The sequence below is a fragment of the Paenibacillus sp. PK1-4R genome (assembly GCF_030369595.1).
Taxonomy (GTDB): domain Bacteria; phylum Bacillota; class Bacilli; order Paenibacillales; family Paenibacillaceae; genus Paenibacillus.
This window is the reverse complement of sequence record NZ_CP126535.1, coordinates 2,923,700-2,938,607: the sequence shown is the minus strand read 5'-3', so window position 1 is coordinate 2,938,607 and position 14,908 is coordinate 2,923,700. Positions and strand designations below refer to the sequence as shown.

Sequence of the window (14,908 nt, the reverse complement as noted above, 5' to 3'; positions counted from 1 at the left end):
ATTTTCAAAAAAAGATAAAGAATCCTTACTCAAATCATGTAAAACGCTAACTCATAGCCCTTAGGGTCATCTGTACAAAATCTCGCATCCCTTCTGCGCTTGCACCGCTCTTCGCCGTAAAGGTCAATGAGAGTCGGGAATAATTCAGAAAACGGGCAAGCCCGGGCAATTCTTCCTCTGCGTGCCTCAGTTCGCCACTCCTCTGGCCTCGTAACAGCGCAGTATGAAAAACATCTTCCATTTGTTGGTTAGTGGTTTGAATAAAGGCCGCGATTTCGTGATTTTGTGGTGCCTGTTCAACTGCGCTATTAATGATGAAACATTCATTACGACGTTCGTTGTCTGTCAACACGTTAACCGCTTCGTTGAACAACTCTGTCACGCCTTGCCTCACACTTGTGCATTCGTTTAATAGTTTGATCCCCGCCTCTGTCTTCTGCTGAATATAGAATTTAAGAGCAGAGACAAATAAATCATGTTTAGTTCCGTAGGTGTCATACAGGCTTTGCCGCGCAATGCCAAGTTCACTCAACAGTAAGCTCAGAGATGTACCTTCATAACCGTACGCTCCAAATACAGACGTTGCTTTTCTTAGAACGGTCTCTGTGTCAAACTCCTTGGCTCTTCCCAATTGCAGACCTCACCTCCCTATTCATTAACTAAAGAATACCTTTTCCAGACTGATCAGTCAAGAAAATAAATGCTTTGATTTTTGACAAAGTGGTATAATGTGAATAGAAGCTGAATGAATTCTTTTACCACTTACAACCATGACCACATATAAAGGAGTGTACCTATATGTATATTCAAATTACAGATTTGGCTGCAAAACGATTGACGGAAAGCCTGAATGACCAACCCGGATATTTCAAAGTGATCTATGACTTGGAAGGTTGCGGATGTAACGGAGTTATCGCTATTATCATTGTTGATGAACTTGCAGCTCTCGACGCGCAGATTGAAACCAATCTGGTTCCGTTCTATGTTGATCCGAAGCAGCAGCTGAACCTAGAACAACACATGAAGCTGGATACGGAAGAAAATTATCCTTCTTGCAAATTAAGCAGTGATTCTGGTGTGCTCAGCGCCAACGTTCGCGTTCGTGACACCCGTGCAGTAACAGCGGGAAGCTCCAGTGGATCTGACGCCTGCATGTTGTAATACAGTCCCAGCTTACTTGAAGTAATCTAGCATTATCTTTCTTCACATCAAAAGCCGTTGCATCTAATGCAACGGCTTTTTCATGTATACTGCCTCTACGAGAGTTGCAAAAAAGACTCTATAAAAGATGAACTAAACATTTACACGAAACGGAGAGGACAGAAACAACTGGAAGAAGCGAAGCGTTCGCCTTTATCCTAAGATTTTCACCATTATAAAATTGAATCAAAAAATCTGGGGATAACAGCGATCGGAAGGTTGTTCTGTCATCGAAGTGGCACGGTAAATACCCTCTAGTTAGATTTTATAGCAAACTTTGTTTACAACTCGGAAACAATTGGAGAAGCTATGGATATAATCCTCTAGTATACTCGGTATATAGATTCATATATTCCGAGGAGGAACACACATCATGAAATCTTTTACTCGTAAATCCATCATATCTACAATTCTCGTAGGCTCTGTTGTAGCAGGTTCGGCTTTCACTACGTTTCCCATCACATCAAGCCTGAATACCGTCGCATCTGCGGCAAGCTCCAGCTTCACTCAATTTCTGCATGATAATGCACCTGGTCGTACGATCAAAACGATTAAAAATGTGGCAACCGTGACCAATGTGTCCAGCACAGTTGTACTTGTCAATAAAAAGAGAAATCTGCCTTCGACTTATGCACCTCAAGATTTGGTAGTGCCTAATATTCCTTTTAGCTTCTCAGGTTCCAGTCCGAAGAAACAAATGCGTAAAGTAGCTGCAACCGCTATTGAAAAATTATTTGCCGCTGCCAAAAAAGACGGCATCGATATCAAAGCGGTGTCTGGCTATCGCTCTTATGCGACCCAGAAATCAATCTTTGACCGTAATGCCAGCATCAAAGGTGAAGCTGTTGCCAATAAAACAAGTGCTCGGCCAGGACAAAGCGAACATCAGACTGGTCTAGCCATGGATATCTCCAGCGCTTCGGCTGGTTATGATTTGCAACAAAGCTTCGGCAACACCAAAGAAGGCAAATGGCTGAAAGCCAATGCCCACAAGTACGGATTCATCATCCGTTATGGCAAAGATCAGGAGAAATTGACTGGTTACTCCTATGAGCCATGGCATGTACGTTATGTAGGGGTATATATTGCTGGTGAGATTACCAACCAGAAACTTACGCTCGAGCAGTATTTGGAACGTGCCAGATAAGGCAGGTTTGAACCCAAAGCTTCGACCGTTATTAGATCAGATAAAAGATGCGTGACTATAGATAACATGGCTGAAGGAGAAGATGGGGCCGCAACTGGCCCTCTTCTGCTTCAGTCTTTCATTTACCCACTTCATCATGTCCCAACGATTCTTCTAAAGACCAGTGGCAGTCTCTTCAGACCTTCTGTTCCAGCCCAAGAGCCTACTCCAGCAAGTATTGCATTATGGCACAAATAAAGTGCGACATTGTACACGATAGGGCCTAGAATAATCTCCACGACTACAAAACGTTTTAACGTCGATGATTGGATCACATATACCCGAAATTCATGAGGGTCATGTCCTCCCATATACCTTGCGATCAATGCTTTCATGAATCACCTCTAGTGTTTTATTTTAGCGTATGGCAGACAATCCTTGTCTTATTCTAAAATAATACTTACATAAAGTAACTAAGTGTGTTATAGTCAGTTTATAAATCATACATAAGCGAGGGAAACTACCAAGAGTGAGTTGGAGAATCTAGTCAAAAACCGTAGATCGGCCGTTATTTTTGAAGAAGGAATTGAAATTTCGGATTCGGAACTGCAAGAAATGTTTGCCCTGAACAAATTTGCACCATCTGCCTTTAACCTGCAACACACGCACTATCTTGTGATTAAAGACGAGGAACAGAAAGAGAAAGTCTATGAAGCTTCCCAGCAATATAAGGTAAAAACAGCTTCTGCGGTCATCGTGGTATTGGGCGACGTCAACGCGCATCATCATATCCGAACTATTAACGAAGGCTTGTTGAACCTGGGCGCACTCACTCCTTTCCAATACGAGCAGGAATCCCAAAGTGTCACTGAATTTTACGAATCTCGGGGCAGATTCTTCCAACGTGAGGATGCGATTCGCAATGCCAGCCTGTCTGCCATGCAATTGATGTTGATCGCTCAGGATCGCGGTTGGGACACTTGTCCAATGATTGGCTTTGACTCGGAAGAACTGCAACGGAGTTTGGAAATCCCTAACCATTTCGTACCGGTTATGCTGATCACCATTGGCAAAAAGTCGGAAGCCAAACAGCGCCCACGCGGTTACCGTAAACCGATTAACGAATATGTTAGCTTCAACAAAATGCACGCTGAATAACATAAAAGTAGTTAAATGACACAGCAAAAAAGCCACGATCTCGTGGCTTTTTTGCTGTGTCATAGATCAACGTATCCAACATGTGAAATTCATCGTCAAACTCCGCATATATGTATAGTCGACCAGCAGGTGTATCCCCCGCATCATAACCCAATCGGAAATATTGATCTCCCTGAAATTCTACATCAGCCAAAATCAATTCATTGATATCTTCGTCCGGATGAGCCTCGGCAATAGTTTTAAGCGCCTGCTCACCAAGCATGTCCCACCGTTTCCACGTCTCTTCCATATATGGGGATAGGGCTTCCATCTCTATCTTGGTTGAAACCTGTGCAGTGACTACCAGTTCTTTATCCTGAATATGTAAGTGCATCTGATAGTTGGACATCGATGCGTCATACTGAAACACACCCATCCCCTGAACTTCATGATCGGATTCAAAAATCAGATTGTCTGCATATTGCAGTCTCTCCAGCTTGGGATTAGCGCTATAATCCGACTTGGTTAATTTGTTCTCGGAACAGTACAACTCTCTTAGTTGTACGTTATTGCGAATATCCAGCTCCCTTATATGGTTGTTAAAACAACGGACACTTTCTAAAACCATATTTGAACGAAAATCCAACTGTTTGATATGATTGTGATTACAGCGAAGTTCAATCAAGTTTGGACAACCTGTTACATCAAGTTCCAGCATGTAATTGTTGGCGCAATCAAGTCGCCGCAGTTGCTTATTCTGTTCAAGTTCAAGTGAGAAAAGAGCGTTATAACTGCAACTAAGTTCCTCCAACTGCTCAAGGTGCTCCGAAGCCAGCTCCGACAACATATTCCAATGACACTCCACCGTTATAAGTTTGGAGTTATAAGAAAGATCTAATTTTCGAAGTCGATTAAAACTGCAATCCAGCACTTGCAATTCCGAATTGGAACGGAGGTCCAGTGTAAGAAGCTGATTCTCTCTGCAACGTAACGTCCTCAGCTTGTGATTCTGAGTAAGATCCAGACCGGTCAATTGATTATAGGCACAATCCAGCTCTTGAAGACCCCTGAAATACTCGATTCCATCAAGATTGCTAATATTGTGATTGGAAAGTTGCAATATCTCAACCTCACAAACGTCACTCTCCTGAATGAAATCCCGCTGATCACAAAAACGATCCAACACAACTTGCCTGAAACGTTCATCCGTGAAGGCATAAGTAATATCCATGTCTAACGCCTCCCCCTCTCGTTTTGCTCTATGGAACAGTCTTCCAACATATTATCCCTATTCTATGAGTTTCGTCGCCGGGATTCAACAATTACTTAAGCAAATTCTTTTATACCATGTTAGCATCCAACTTGTAAGAGAAATCGTACAGAGAGGAAGATTTTCATGGAAATGTATATCGAAAACCTCCCGTCATATCGTCTCGCCTATGTTCGACAGGTTGGTCCTTACGGTCCAGCCAATGCTCAAGCGATGAATACGCTGAAACAATGGGCAGACAAAAACCAATTGCTTCATGAATCAGCAACATTACTGGGCATACCCCAAGATGACCCAACTACCACACCGCCCGAAAAATGTAGATATGATGCCTGTATTGTTATCACTGAATCTGAACGTCTGGAAGATGAGTTTGTTGAGATTGGCGAGCTATCAGGTGGAGATTATCTCATCTGTAAGGTGAGACATACGGCAGAAGCTATTCAGCAGACATGGAACATCATCATCCCTCATTTACAAACAAGTGGTTATCTGATGGACAACAAGCCGGTTATAGAACGATATCGTTGGGCACTGCTCAATCAGCATTATTGCGAAATATGTGTGCCTGTAAGACCCGTGTAATCCACGTTACGAGGAAACAAAAAAAAGTGACTTCAGATTGAAGTCACTTTCTTGTTTAATACTATTACTTTTACTATTTAAGTTGAACTAATCATTTACACGATAACGGAGAGGACAGAAAAAACCTGAAAAAGCGAAGCGTTCGCCTAAAAGCTTTCTGAAAGAAAGCTGCATCGGAAGCATATGCTATCCACGGATTTTTCCCTTGAGAAAAGGGAATCAAAAAAATCTGGGGATAACAGCGATTGGAAGGTTACTCTGTCATCGTAGTGTCAGTGTAAATAATCTTTAGTTCAACTTAGATAACTAGATTAGAAATTAAAATGCCCAGTTGCCTTTACGGAATACCGGCTCGATTGTACCATCCTGTAACTCACCATCGATATCCAGCTCTGCGGAACCGATCATGAAATCAACATGGGTCAAGCTCACATTGCACTCATGCTTCAGCAACTCTTCGTTCGACATCGTTGTGCCATCTTTCATGTTGAATGGATATGCACTGCCCACAGCCAAATGGCAGGATGCATTTTCATCAATACCCGTATTGTAGAAAATGCGATTCAGGTTGGAGATCGGGGAATCATGTGGTACGAGTGCCACTTCACCCAGATAACGAGCTCCTTCATCGGTGGCAAACAGATTCTTCAAATGCTCTTCACCGGATGCTGCCGTAAAAGCTACAACTTGTCCATCCTTGAATGTGATTCTCATCTGGTCTACCAGTTGTCCATTCAGGTTCAAAGGCATGGTGCTGCTGACATATCCATTCACTCCACTGCGCTTAGGCATGGTGAATACTTCTTCAGTTGGCATATTCGCGACCGTGTATACACCTTGTTTATTTTCGCTACCACCGCCACCCCAGATGTGGTTGTGGACCAATTCAATTTTCAGGTCTGTACCTGGCGCACGGTAATGCAGGCTCTTATAGTTCTTTTTATTCAGGAGATCACTCATGGTATTCAGGGTATCCAGATGTTCTCTCCAATTTTGTACGGCGTCTCCGCCATCTACACGGTTCATTTTGAAGATGGTTTCCCACATCACGTCGATTCGGTCTTCTTCCGGGATGTCGGCAAACACTTTGTTCGCCCAAGCCTTGGTCGGTGCTTTGATCAGACACCAGCTAATTTCATGATTACGTGTATACTTAGCATATCCCCGACGTGCATGTGCAGCTGCCTTAGTAGCACGGGAAACACTATCGGAGTCAATTCCGTTATACAGTTCAGGATCTGGAACTTTGATCGTCAGGGTAGCGCCGCCTGCTTCTGCAAACTTTTCCATCATATCCGCTTTCCAGGCTGGATAGTAGTCAAAGCTGTCATTGGAGCCATGTTCAAAACGACTGCGGGTAATGTTGTCGTCATCAAAGTCCACTTGTACATAATTGGCACCAGCCGCATAGGCTTTTTGCACAATCAGACGTGTGAATTCAAGCGTTTCGATGGGTGCAGTGACGAGCAGATCCTGTCCTTTTTGAATATTCACGCCAACTTTAACAACTAGTTCTGCGTATTGTTCCAATGATTTTTCAAAGGTTTGTTCAAATTGACTCATGGTTGTATTCACTCCTGTTTCATATATTATGACATGGATTGCAATTGACTTGGACTCTGTTGAGTGGCCGTTACAGCGAAGGATCGTTCTTTAGATCGTCGTTGTCTCCAAATTTTCTTCATCGTATTTTTCAAAGGTTAAAATTAGGAGACAAATACGAACGCTATCGCTTCTTCAGAATCGATTCCTTCTCTTTCACTACGCATGATCAATTTGCAAAATTTCATCTATACAAAATGATCTATACATTTCGTTTTTCTTGTTCGCGTAACTCAATCCTGCGGATTTTACCAGAGTTGGTCTTCGGCAGATCCGTAACAAATTCGATCTTACGTGGATATTTATAAGGTGCTGTGATTTCCTTGACGTGGTGCTGCAATTCACGCATCAGTTCTGGTGAAGCCAGCGAATCATCTCGCAGTACGACAAATGCTTTCACCACATTACCGCGGATCTCATCCGGACTTGCAACCACCGCACATTCCTTCACGCTGGCGTGTTTCATGAGTGCTTCTTCCACCTCGAATGGTCCAATCGTGTAACCCGAACTGATGATGATATCATCACTGCGGCCTTCAAACCAGAAGTAACCTTCTTCGTCTTTACGTGCACGGTCCCCTGTTACAAAATAATCGCCACGCTGACTGGCTTCCTTCCGTCCCTCATCCTGATAATAGGACTTGAACAAAGCTGGCATCTCTTTGTGTACCGCGATATCTCCTACTTCACCCGCAGGAACAGGTTGTCCCTCATCGTCAATAATTTCAATCAATCCAGGTGTAATCGACTGACCCATGGAGCCAATACGTACAGGCGCATCCTTGAGACTGCCGATTAACAACGTGCTCTCGGTCTGTCCATATCCGTCTCGAATAGTCAGGTCGAAGTGACGCTGGAAGATTTCAATGACTTCCTGATTGAGCGGTTCGCCCGCTGAAACAGCACTGCGCAGATGGGACAGGTCATAATGTCCAAGATCATCGGCTTTGGCCATCAACCGATATTCGGTCGGTGTACAGCAAAGGACATTAATCTGATGTTCCTGCATCAGTTCCAGGTAACGCTTGGGCTGGAATGATCCATTGTAGACCAGTCCAGTCGCGCCTCTTCCGAGTACCGACAGGAACGGGCTCCAGATCCATTTTTGCCATCCGGGTGCTGCAGTTGCCCATACGGTATCTGAAGGTTGAATATCCAGCCATAATGAAGAAGCGATTCGCAGGTGGGCATATCCCCAACCGTGACTATGTACAACTCCTTTGGGATTACCTGTTGTGCCCGAAGTATAAGCAAGGATAGCCGTATCATCACGATGAGTCTCCACCGCAGCCATCTCATCGGGTTGATTCTGCATTAACTCATGCACATTAACCCAGCCTTCAGCAGGTACGCCAACTTCGCCATTAGGTGATGCCACAATTCGATGTGCCAGTGATGGCAGATCCGCGTCCATCTTTTCCACTTCCGAGGTCGTCTCGGACCATACAATAACAGCCCGCGCCTCAGAGTGACGCAGACGATATTCCAGATCTTTGGCCCGTAACATCTCGGAGGAAGGAATAACGGCAATCCCCAATTTAAGACAAGCAATGTAAATGACATAGGCAATTATCCGGCGTGGTACCATGACCAACACCCGGTCACCCTTCTCCAGTCCAAGTTCACGCATACCTCCAGCAAGACGATTCGCCTGCTTGAATAAATCACCATACGTAATCTCTTCCATTTCTCGTTGATCGCTGAGCCATCTAAGTGCAATCCGGTCTGATGGATGATTCTCCATCTCGGATGTCAGGTTATAGCTTTCAGGCGAAATCCACTGTTCAAAGTTCAAATGGAGCCTCTCCTTCGTAGTTCAAATGTATAGCTTCTATATATTATACCCTAAATCCTAGGACCAGGTGCTATGAACTAGGCTCATTCCAAAAAAATAAACATAGGTCAATTAATGAACTATTATAATAGATCTTATCCTATAAAGAAAATGACATATACAAAATGGCGCCCTCCTGATAATCAGGTAGGCGCCATTTCATTCTTAATTTATATTAAATTAATTTTACCTAACTATAATTTTCACACAGCTATACTGTGTATGTTACCACGGATAATTACCCATTCCGTCCAAAATACTTTCGATCTCATTCAACTCTTCCGTTGTCAGATCCGCTGCCTGGAGGGCAGCCACGTTTTCTTCAATCTGGGACACACGGCTTGCACCAATCAGTGCTGAGGTTACACGGTTACCGCGCAAGATCCAGTTCAGAGCCAGTTGGGAGATCGTCTGCCCTCTTCGCTCGGCAACTGCCTGAAGCGCATCGAACTTGGCAATCCGTTCGTCCGTGTATGCTTCTTTTTTCAAATTGCCTGTTGGATTGGCGCGTTCTTCCTTGATCTTATCGACATATTTATTCGTCAACTGACCGCGGCCGAGTGGACAGAACGCAATGGAACCTACGCCCTGCTCATCCAGTACGTCTTGCAAACCGTCTTCAATCCAGCGATTCAGCATCGAGTAGTTTGGCTGATGAACCAGACACGGCGTACCCAGACGACGGAGAATGGTTACCGCTTCTTGCGTCTGTTCTGCATTATAATTGGACAAGCCCACATACAGAGCTTTACCTTGCCGCACGATGTGATCCAGTGCCGTCATCGTTTCTTCCAACGGTGTATCCGGATCTGGACGGTGATGATAGAAAATGTCCACATAGTCCAGCCCCATCCGACCAAGACTTTGATCCAGACTGGCAATCAGGTTTTTGCGGGAACCCCATTCGCCGTAAGGTCCACTCCACATATGGTAACCTGCCTTCGACGAAATGAGCAGTTCATCCCGGTAAGGACGCAGATGTTTTTTGTAAATCACACCAAAGTTCTCTTCCGCTGATCCTGGAGGTGGACCATAGTTATTCGCCAGATCGAAATGATTAATTCCGAGGTCAAAGGCACGTAAAATCATTTCTTCCTGAATATCCAATGTGCGGTTGCCACCAAAGTTCTGCCATAAACCCAGCGCAATTTGCGGCAGTCTGATTCCGGATTTGCCGGAACGTACATATTTCATCTCATCATATCGTTGTTCACTCGCAGTATAGGGCATCGTTATTCTCACTTTCCTGTAAGGTTTGTTGAATTCCTTTTCATCTTAGACATTTTCCTGGAAAAACGATATGGCATTTCACTTTGAACATATGTAATAATGATTGTTATCTATATAAACTAGTCTTAAATTATTCATCTTTCACACTAATTAATATGTTAAAATGCAAGATGAGACGAAATCGTACAGGAGTGAATACCCTTGATTACGTATATGTTCAAGAACAATCATTTTCAGGAGCTTCAGCTCCTTCATTATGGCACGGAAGCCTGTACACCTGGTCACCACTTTGGCCCTGCCATGCGAGACTATTATAAAATTCATTATATTTTGAATGGCAAAGGCACCTTCGAAGTTGGTGGCAAAACGCATACCCTGCACAAAGGTCAAGGTTTTCTGATTGTTCCGCATTCCGTCGTGCATTACGAAGCAGATCAGGATGATCCATGGGAATACAGCTGGGTTGCTTTTCAAGGCAGCAATAGTTCTTCCTTTTTACAGCAGGCCTGTCTGTCCGAGCATCACCCGATTTTTGAGCTGGGTAATGAGGATGACGAGATGCGATCCTGCCTGCACCGAATGATCAATTCTCGCAATACCCACAAAGGCTGGGAGATTAGCATGACTGGTTTGCTGTATCAATTCTTCTCCATTTTAATTGATCAGGCTAATTCAGATCATCTTCAACCCATGCCGGATTATTCGAAGGAAACGTACGTAACGCAGGTAATCGACTTCATTGAAATGAACTATGCCAATGCCATTACCGTTCAATCCATCGCGGCCCATGTCGGTTTGCAGCGCAGTTACCTGTGCTCTCTCTTCAAGGACAAGATGGGAAGCAGCATCCAGTCGTATCTGGTTCATTATCGGATGCGCAGGGCAGCCGAACTGACGCTTGATCCCGGTCTGACCATTGGTGATATTGCCCGTTCTGTGGGCTATACGGATCAATTGCTTTTCTCCAAAATGTTCAAAAAAGTGATGGGTGAAGCGCCCACCTACTACCGCAAACATAAAACAGCACCCTCCCAGTTAAGTTGTTAATTGGGAAGGTGCTGTTTTTGTTAATCGCTTAACCTTACTATCGTTATTCCTTACATTCTTTTCATTGGTTTATACCGTCTCCGGCATGGATATGCCAACAACTTGCACTTTGATTTCATCGACCATGACGCCTGCTAATTGTTCAACAGCCTGTTGAACATTATGTTGAAGTTCACGGCAGACCTCGTGCATCTTGTTGCCATATTGAATGTTGATGCGCAGCTGGATGGTTGCCTGATCGTCTTTGACATGTACGTCAATCCCTTTTTGCAGGCTCTTGCCGCTGATACTCTTGGCAATCCCTTCAGTCAGTCCAACCGACATGGAGGATACGCCAGCCGTTGATTGAGCGGCCATCCCCACGATCTTGGATAACACATCGTTCGAGATGTGAATGGTACCCATTTGAACAGATTGAGGTGCGATATATTCAGGTTCATTGTATTGTTTTTCGATAATTTCAGACATGTGCTCCACTCCTTCGAATAATTTAAATTCTATGCATTCTGCCATTTGTCCTTGAAGAACATGTTATAGATTCGAACCAGAAGAATTTTAACGATCATATAAACCGGGATAATAATCAGGATGGCAATAATTCCACCCAGGTCCCCTGCACCCAAGACCAGAATAATCGTCGTTAACGGGTGAATATCCAGCTTTTTGCCGAATACGTACGGTGCAACCAGGTTGTCCTGAATCTGCTGAGCGACAAGAATAATAATCAGAGACCAGATGGCAACCGATGGTGATACCACGAGACCCATGATCACAATAGGTACGGACGACACAATCGCTCCGATAAATGGAACAAAGTTCATGATGACCGCGATTACCGTGAGCAGTAATGCGTACGGCAGTCCAATGATCAGGAAACCGATATACATCAGTACACCCAGCGCCAGATTTACCAAGACTCGACCTACAATAAAACCACTCAGCGCCTGATCAATCTCAAGTACAACTTCACGGCTGTCATTTTGGAAACGTTTTGGAGCGATATGTGCCAGTTTACGACCAAATTTCTCGCCTTGTAACAGCATATAGAACAAAAGGATGGGTAGTGTAAACAAGATGATCGCAAAACTGGAAACGAGTGAGAAGAATCCACTTACATAGTTGGTTACAAAGTTAAATCCTTTGTTGATATACTCCGTGATCTGGGAGAAAGGTGTCGAGCCCTCAGGGAACAAGGCCTGTATGGCACCATTTTGCTCCAGCTCTCTCAGCTGTTCACTTAATGAATTAATTAGACTTGGTGCGTTATCAACCAGATTGATCAGTTGCTCACGTAACGATGGCCATAAACCAATGATGAAGAACACTCCCAGAATAGCAATAACCAGATAGATTAGCAAAATACTTAGCGTGCGATTTATTTTCTTTTTCTCCATATAATTCACAAGCGGTCTGAGCAGATAATAAAAGAACACCGACAACATCATCGGCACGGTAATGACCGTGATCATGGTGACGAGCGGCTGAAAGATGAAGCTTACACGTGATAATAAATAGATATTAACCAATATCAGCGCCAGTGCAATACTGAACCGGACAAACGTATTTACTTTGAACAAAATATTTCCCTCCACATGGACATTTCTTCTCTTATTTAATTTGGAATCTCAATGGTAAACACGGTGGTCTCTCGCCCACGCCGGGAAAGGATCAACCGTCCGCCCATTTTCTCTGTATTACGTCGTGCGATGGACAAACCAAGTCCGGTGCCTCCGGTCGCTGTCCGCGCCTCATCCCCTCGTACAAACGGGTCAAAGATCGTTGACCATAGTTCTTGAGGTATGCCCACTCCGTTATCTGCCACCTCTATCACCACATGGGTATGAAGCGGAATGAGTTCGACGCGCAGTTCTGTCCCGAGTGGATTATAAGACAGAGCATTGGTGATCAGATTCTGAATGACTCTGGATAACAGCTCCGGATCATACCTCGCGTAGATCTCCTGATCAGGAACAAGTACATGGAGGACAAACTGTTTCTGTTCAATCTCCCCATAGGTATCTGCCATAATCTCGCGCACGAATTCTCCAATCTCTCTTCTCTGAATATGCATGCGAAAATCGGGCGAATCCACCTTGAGCAGCTCCAGCATATTCTGTATCATGCGTGCAACTTGAACCGACTTGTTATAGATGTATCCCAGATATCTTTGCTGCCTGTCCTTGTCCTCTCCACGTCCTTCCACCAAAGCCTGAGCATAACCCTGTATAGATGTTATCGGTGTCTTCAGATCATGTGATAAGTCTACAATCAGTCGCTGTTTACTCTCTTCAGCGTAACGTTTCTCCGCAGAGGTGTTCTCAATGACGTCCGCCATGTAGTTAAAGGTCTCACCTATCTGGACAAATTCCCTCTCGGCTGAGATCGACATCCGTGTACTATAATTTCCTTGTATCATCTGCGTAAGACCCGAGGAGAGGATGCTGAGTGGTTTTTTGATTCTCCGTGCGACCCAATAGCTATAGACAAAGATCAATAATAAAACCAAACCGATGCCAATCATAATGTAAAAGGATAATGGATGTTTCAGATTGGTAATCAACTGATTATCATTAATTCGCACGCTGACCAGATCACGCGGGATTTTCAGCAACACATACGCTGCCGCTCCTTCTGTCGAGAGAGGAGTGATCGAATAATAGTATTCCTGGTCACTCCGATTTTCCAGTCCATCATACAGATCGGCTTCACTGTATTGTGTGAACACATCTTGCTTGTCTCCCACATGACGAATGACATTGCGATTCGCATCCAGAATTTCAATCCAGCCACCGCTGTCCTTGAGACGTTGAATCTCTGTGTCTTTGCCTTTCGACACCGAACCTCCACCGGAATAAAATTCGTTCTCCAGCTCTTCCACATACACGTGGGCTTCAACATTCAGATCCGGATCAACCACCTGATCCGAAATGCGAAAATCCACGACATCAAGTGAAACCATAAGGTACACGATCAGTACCAGTAACAGCAAAAAGAAGTTGAACAACAAGAAGTCCAGTGTCAGAGATGTCTGTAACAGTCGCTTTTCTCTAGCTTTCCATGGGCGCTTCAATTTTGTATCCCAGTCCCCTTATCGTTTTGAGATATTCCGGTTGTCTGGAGTCACGCTCGATCTTCTCCCGAATGTTGCTGATATGTACCATAATCGTGCTGTCCTCGTGCGCATAATAATCGCCCCAGACCGCTTCGTATATTTTTTTACGGGTGAACACTCGGCCAGGTTGATCAAGCAACAATTCCATAATTTTATACTCTGTAGAGGTCAATGTTACAGGCGTTCCTGAACGAAAAAGGATACATTGGGATCGATCCAGGGTCAGATCACCTAATACCAGATTCTGTTCTTTCGCTGCGGGGATCTCCGCTGCATCAAATTGATTGACTCTTCTGAGCAACGCCTCTACTCTGGCGACAATCTCAAGCGGGTTGAACGGCTTCGCTATATAATCGTCTGCCCCAAGTCCGAGTCCAAGGATTTTATCGTGATCCTGACTTTTGGCGGACAGGAACAGTACAGGCATGTGATGTGTAGCCCTGATCTGTTTGATCAACTGCAATCCATCCATTACAGGCATCATAATGTCCAGTATGACCAGATCGATCTGTGTTGAACGTATACATTGTAACGCCTCGGCTCCATTCACCGCAGTCTTAATCGTATAGTCCTTCTCCAGATAGAGCTGAAGCAGTTCCACAATTTCTGGTTCGTCATCTGCAATTAATACGGTGTATCTCATGTTATTCCTCTCATTTCCTATACTCTATGCCTATCTCTACATTAATACTATATACTACGTCTCTTAATTCAACCTAAATCATTTCTAAAGATAATCTAAATAAATAGAAACAGAGCCCTGGC

Annotated in this window: 15 protein-coding genes; 5 read left to right on the top strand and 10 right to left on the bottom strand. The window is 44.2% G+C overall.

Annotation, left to right across the window (positions count from 1 at the left end):
• Positions 1 to 46 precede the first annotated feature (46 nt).
• Positions 47 to 631: a TetR/AcrR family transcriptional regulator gene (locus tag QNO02_RS12990; protein WP_289392281.1), complete on the bottom strand. Its 585-nt coding sequence runs from the start codon at positions 629 to 631 to the stop codon at positions 47 to 49.
• A gap of 167 nt (positions 632 to 798) precedes the next feature.
• Here QNO02_RS12990 and QNO02_RS12985 point away from each other — a divergent pair, with 167 nt between their 5' ends.
• Positions 799 to 1,161, top strand: a complete 363-nt coding sequence (locus QNO02_RS12985) for an iron-sulfur cluster biosynthesis family protein (protein WP_289392279.1) — start codon at positions 799 to 801, stop codon at positions 1,159 to 1,161.
• 412 nt (positions 1,162 to 1,573) lie between these two features.
• A complete protein-coding gene (locus QNO02_RS12980) occupies positions 1,574 to 2,347 on the top strand; it encodes a M15 family metallopeptidase (RefSeq protein ID WP_289392278.1) in 774 nt (257 codons plus the stop codon).
• 134 nt (positions 2,348 to 2,481) lie between these two features.
• On the opposite strand, the gene QNO02_RS12975 is transcribed toward QNO02_RS12980, so the two are convergent.
• Positions 2,482 to 2,721, bottom strand: a complete 240-nt coding sequence (locus tag QNO02_RS12975; RefSeq protein WP_249910884.1) for a hypothetical protein — start codon at positions 2,719 to 2,721, stop codon at positions 2,482 to 2,484.
• Between the two features lie 139 nt (positions 2,722 to 2,860).
• On the opposite strand from QNO02_RS12975, the gene QNO02_RS12970 reads away from it, so the two are divergent.
• Entirely contained in the window at positions 2,861 to 3,484 is a 624-nt protein-coding gene (locus QNO02_RS12970; protein ID WP_289392277.1) for a nitroreductase family protein, read from the top strand.
• Here the strand turns inward: QNO02_RS12970 and QNO02_RS12965 are convergent.
• On the bottom strand, positions 3,462 to 4,694 hold the full coding sequence (locus QNO02_RS12965; protein ID WP_289392276.1) for a leucine-rich repeat domain-containing protein: 1,233 nt from the start codon (positions 4,692 to 4,694) through the stop codon (positions 3,462 to 3,464). The genes QNO02_RS12970 and QNO02_RS12965 overlap by 23 nt on opposite strands.
• A gap of 165 nt (positions 4,695 to 4,859) precedes the next feature.
• Here QNO02_RS12965 and QNO02_RS12960 point away from each other — a divergent pair, with 165 nt between their 5' ends.
• Positions 4,860 to 5,318 carry an AraC family transcriptional regulator gene (locus tag QNO02_RS12960; RefSeq protein ID WP_133384551.1) on the top strand — a complete coding sequence of 153 codons (459 nt, stop codon included), beginning with the start codon at positions 4,860 to 4,862 and terminating at the stop codon, positions 5,316 to 5,318.
• 318 nt (positions 5,319 to 5,636) lie between these two features.
• On the opposite strand, the gene QNO02_RS12955 is transcribed toward QNO02_RS12960, so the two are convergent.
• The 3 genes from QNO02_RS12955 to QNO02_RS12945 form a co-directional block, all read right to left on the bottom strand.
• Complete coding sequence (locus tag QNO02_RS12955; protein ID WP_289392273.1) at positions 5,637 to 6,881, bottom strand: aminopeptidase; 1,245 nt, start codon at positions 6,879 to 6,881, stop codon at positions 5,637 to 5,639.
• 241 nt (positions 6,882 to 7,122) lie between these two features.
• Complete coding sequence (mbcS, locus tag QNO02_RS12950; protein WP_289392272.1) at positions 7,123 to 8,715, bottom strand: acyl-CoA synthetase MbcS; 1,593 nt, start codon at positions 8,713 to 8,715, stop codon at positions 7,123 to 7,125.
• 264 nt (positions 8,716 to 8,979) lie between these two features.
• A complete protein-coding gene (locus tag QNO02_RS12945; protein WP_091031170.1) occupies positions 8,980 to 9,984 on the bottom strand; it encodes an aldo/keto reductase in 1,005 nt (334 codons plus the stop codon).
• Positions 9,985 to 10,185: 201 nt separating this feature from the next.
• Between QNO02_RS12945 and QNO02_RS12940 the strand changes: the two genes are divergently transcribed.
• Positions 10,186 to 11,031 carry an AraC family transcriptional regulator gene (locus QNO02_RS12940; RefSeq protein ID WP_289392269.1) on the top strand — a complete coding sequence of 282 codons (846 nt, stop codon included), beginning with the start codon at positions 10,186 to 10,188 and terminating at the stop codon, positions 11,029 to 11,031.
• A gap of 69 nt (positions 11,032 to 11,100) precedes the next feature.
• On the opposite strand, the gene QNO02_RS12935 is transcribed toward QNO02_RS12940, so the two are convergent.
• The 4 genes from QNO02_RS12935 to QNO02_RS12920 are packed head-to-tail and all read right to left on the bottom strand — an operon-like array spanning position 11,101 to position 14,786.
• Positions 11,101 to 11,499, bottom strand: coding sequence for an Asp23/Gls24 family envelope stress response protein (locus QNO02_RS12935; protein ID WP_047842725.1), 399 nt, complete (start codon positions 11,497 to 11,499; stop codon positions 11,101 to 11,103).
• Between the two features lie 29 nt (positions 11,500 to 11,528).
• Entirely contained in the window at positions 11,529 to 12,608 is a 1,080-nt protein-coding gene (locus QNO02_RS12930) for an AI-2E family transporter (RefSeq protein ID WP_091031174.1), read from the bottom strand.
• Positions 12,609 to 12,643: 35 nt separating this feature from the next.
• Entirely contained in the window at positions 12,644 to 14,101 is a 1,458-nt protein-coding gene (locus tag QNO02_RS12925; protein ID WP_091031231.1) for a sensor histidine kinase, read from the bottom strand.
• Positions 14,079 to 14,786 (bottom strand): response regulator transcription factor, encoded by a 708-nt coding sequence (locus tag QNO02_RS12920; protein ID WP_091031234.1) that lies wholly within the window; start codon positions 14,784 to 14,786, stop codon positions 14,079 to 14,081. The genes QNO02_RS12925 and QNO02_RS12920 overlap by 23 nt, the downstream gene beginning before the upstream one ends.
• Positions 14,787 to 14,908: the final 122 nt, after the last annotated feature.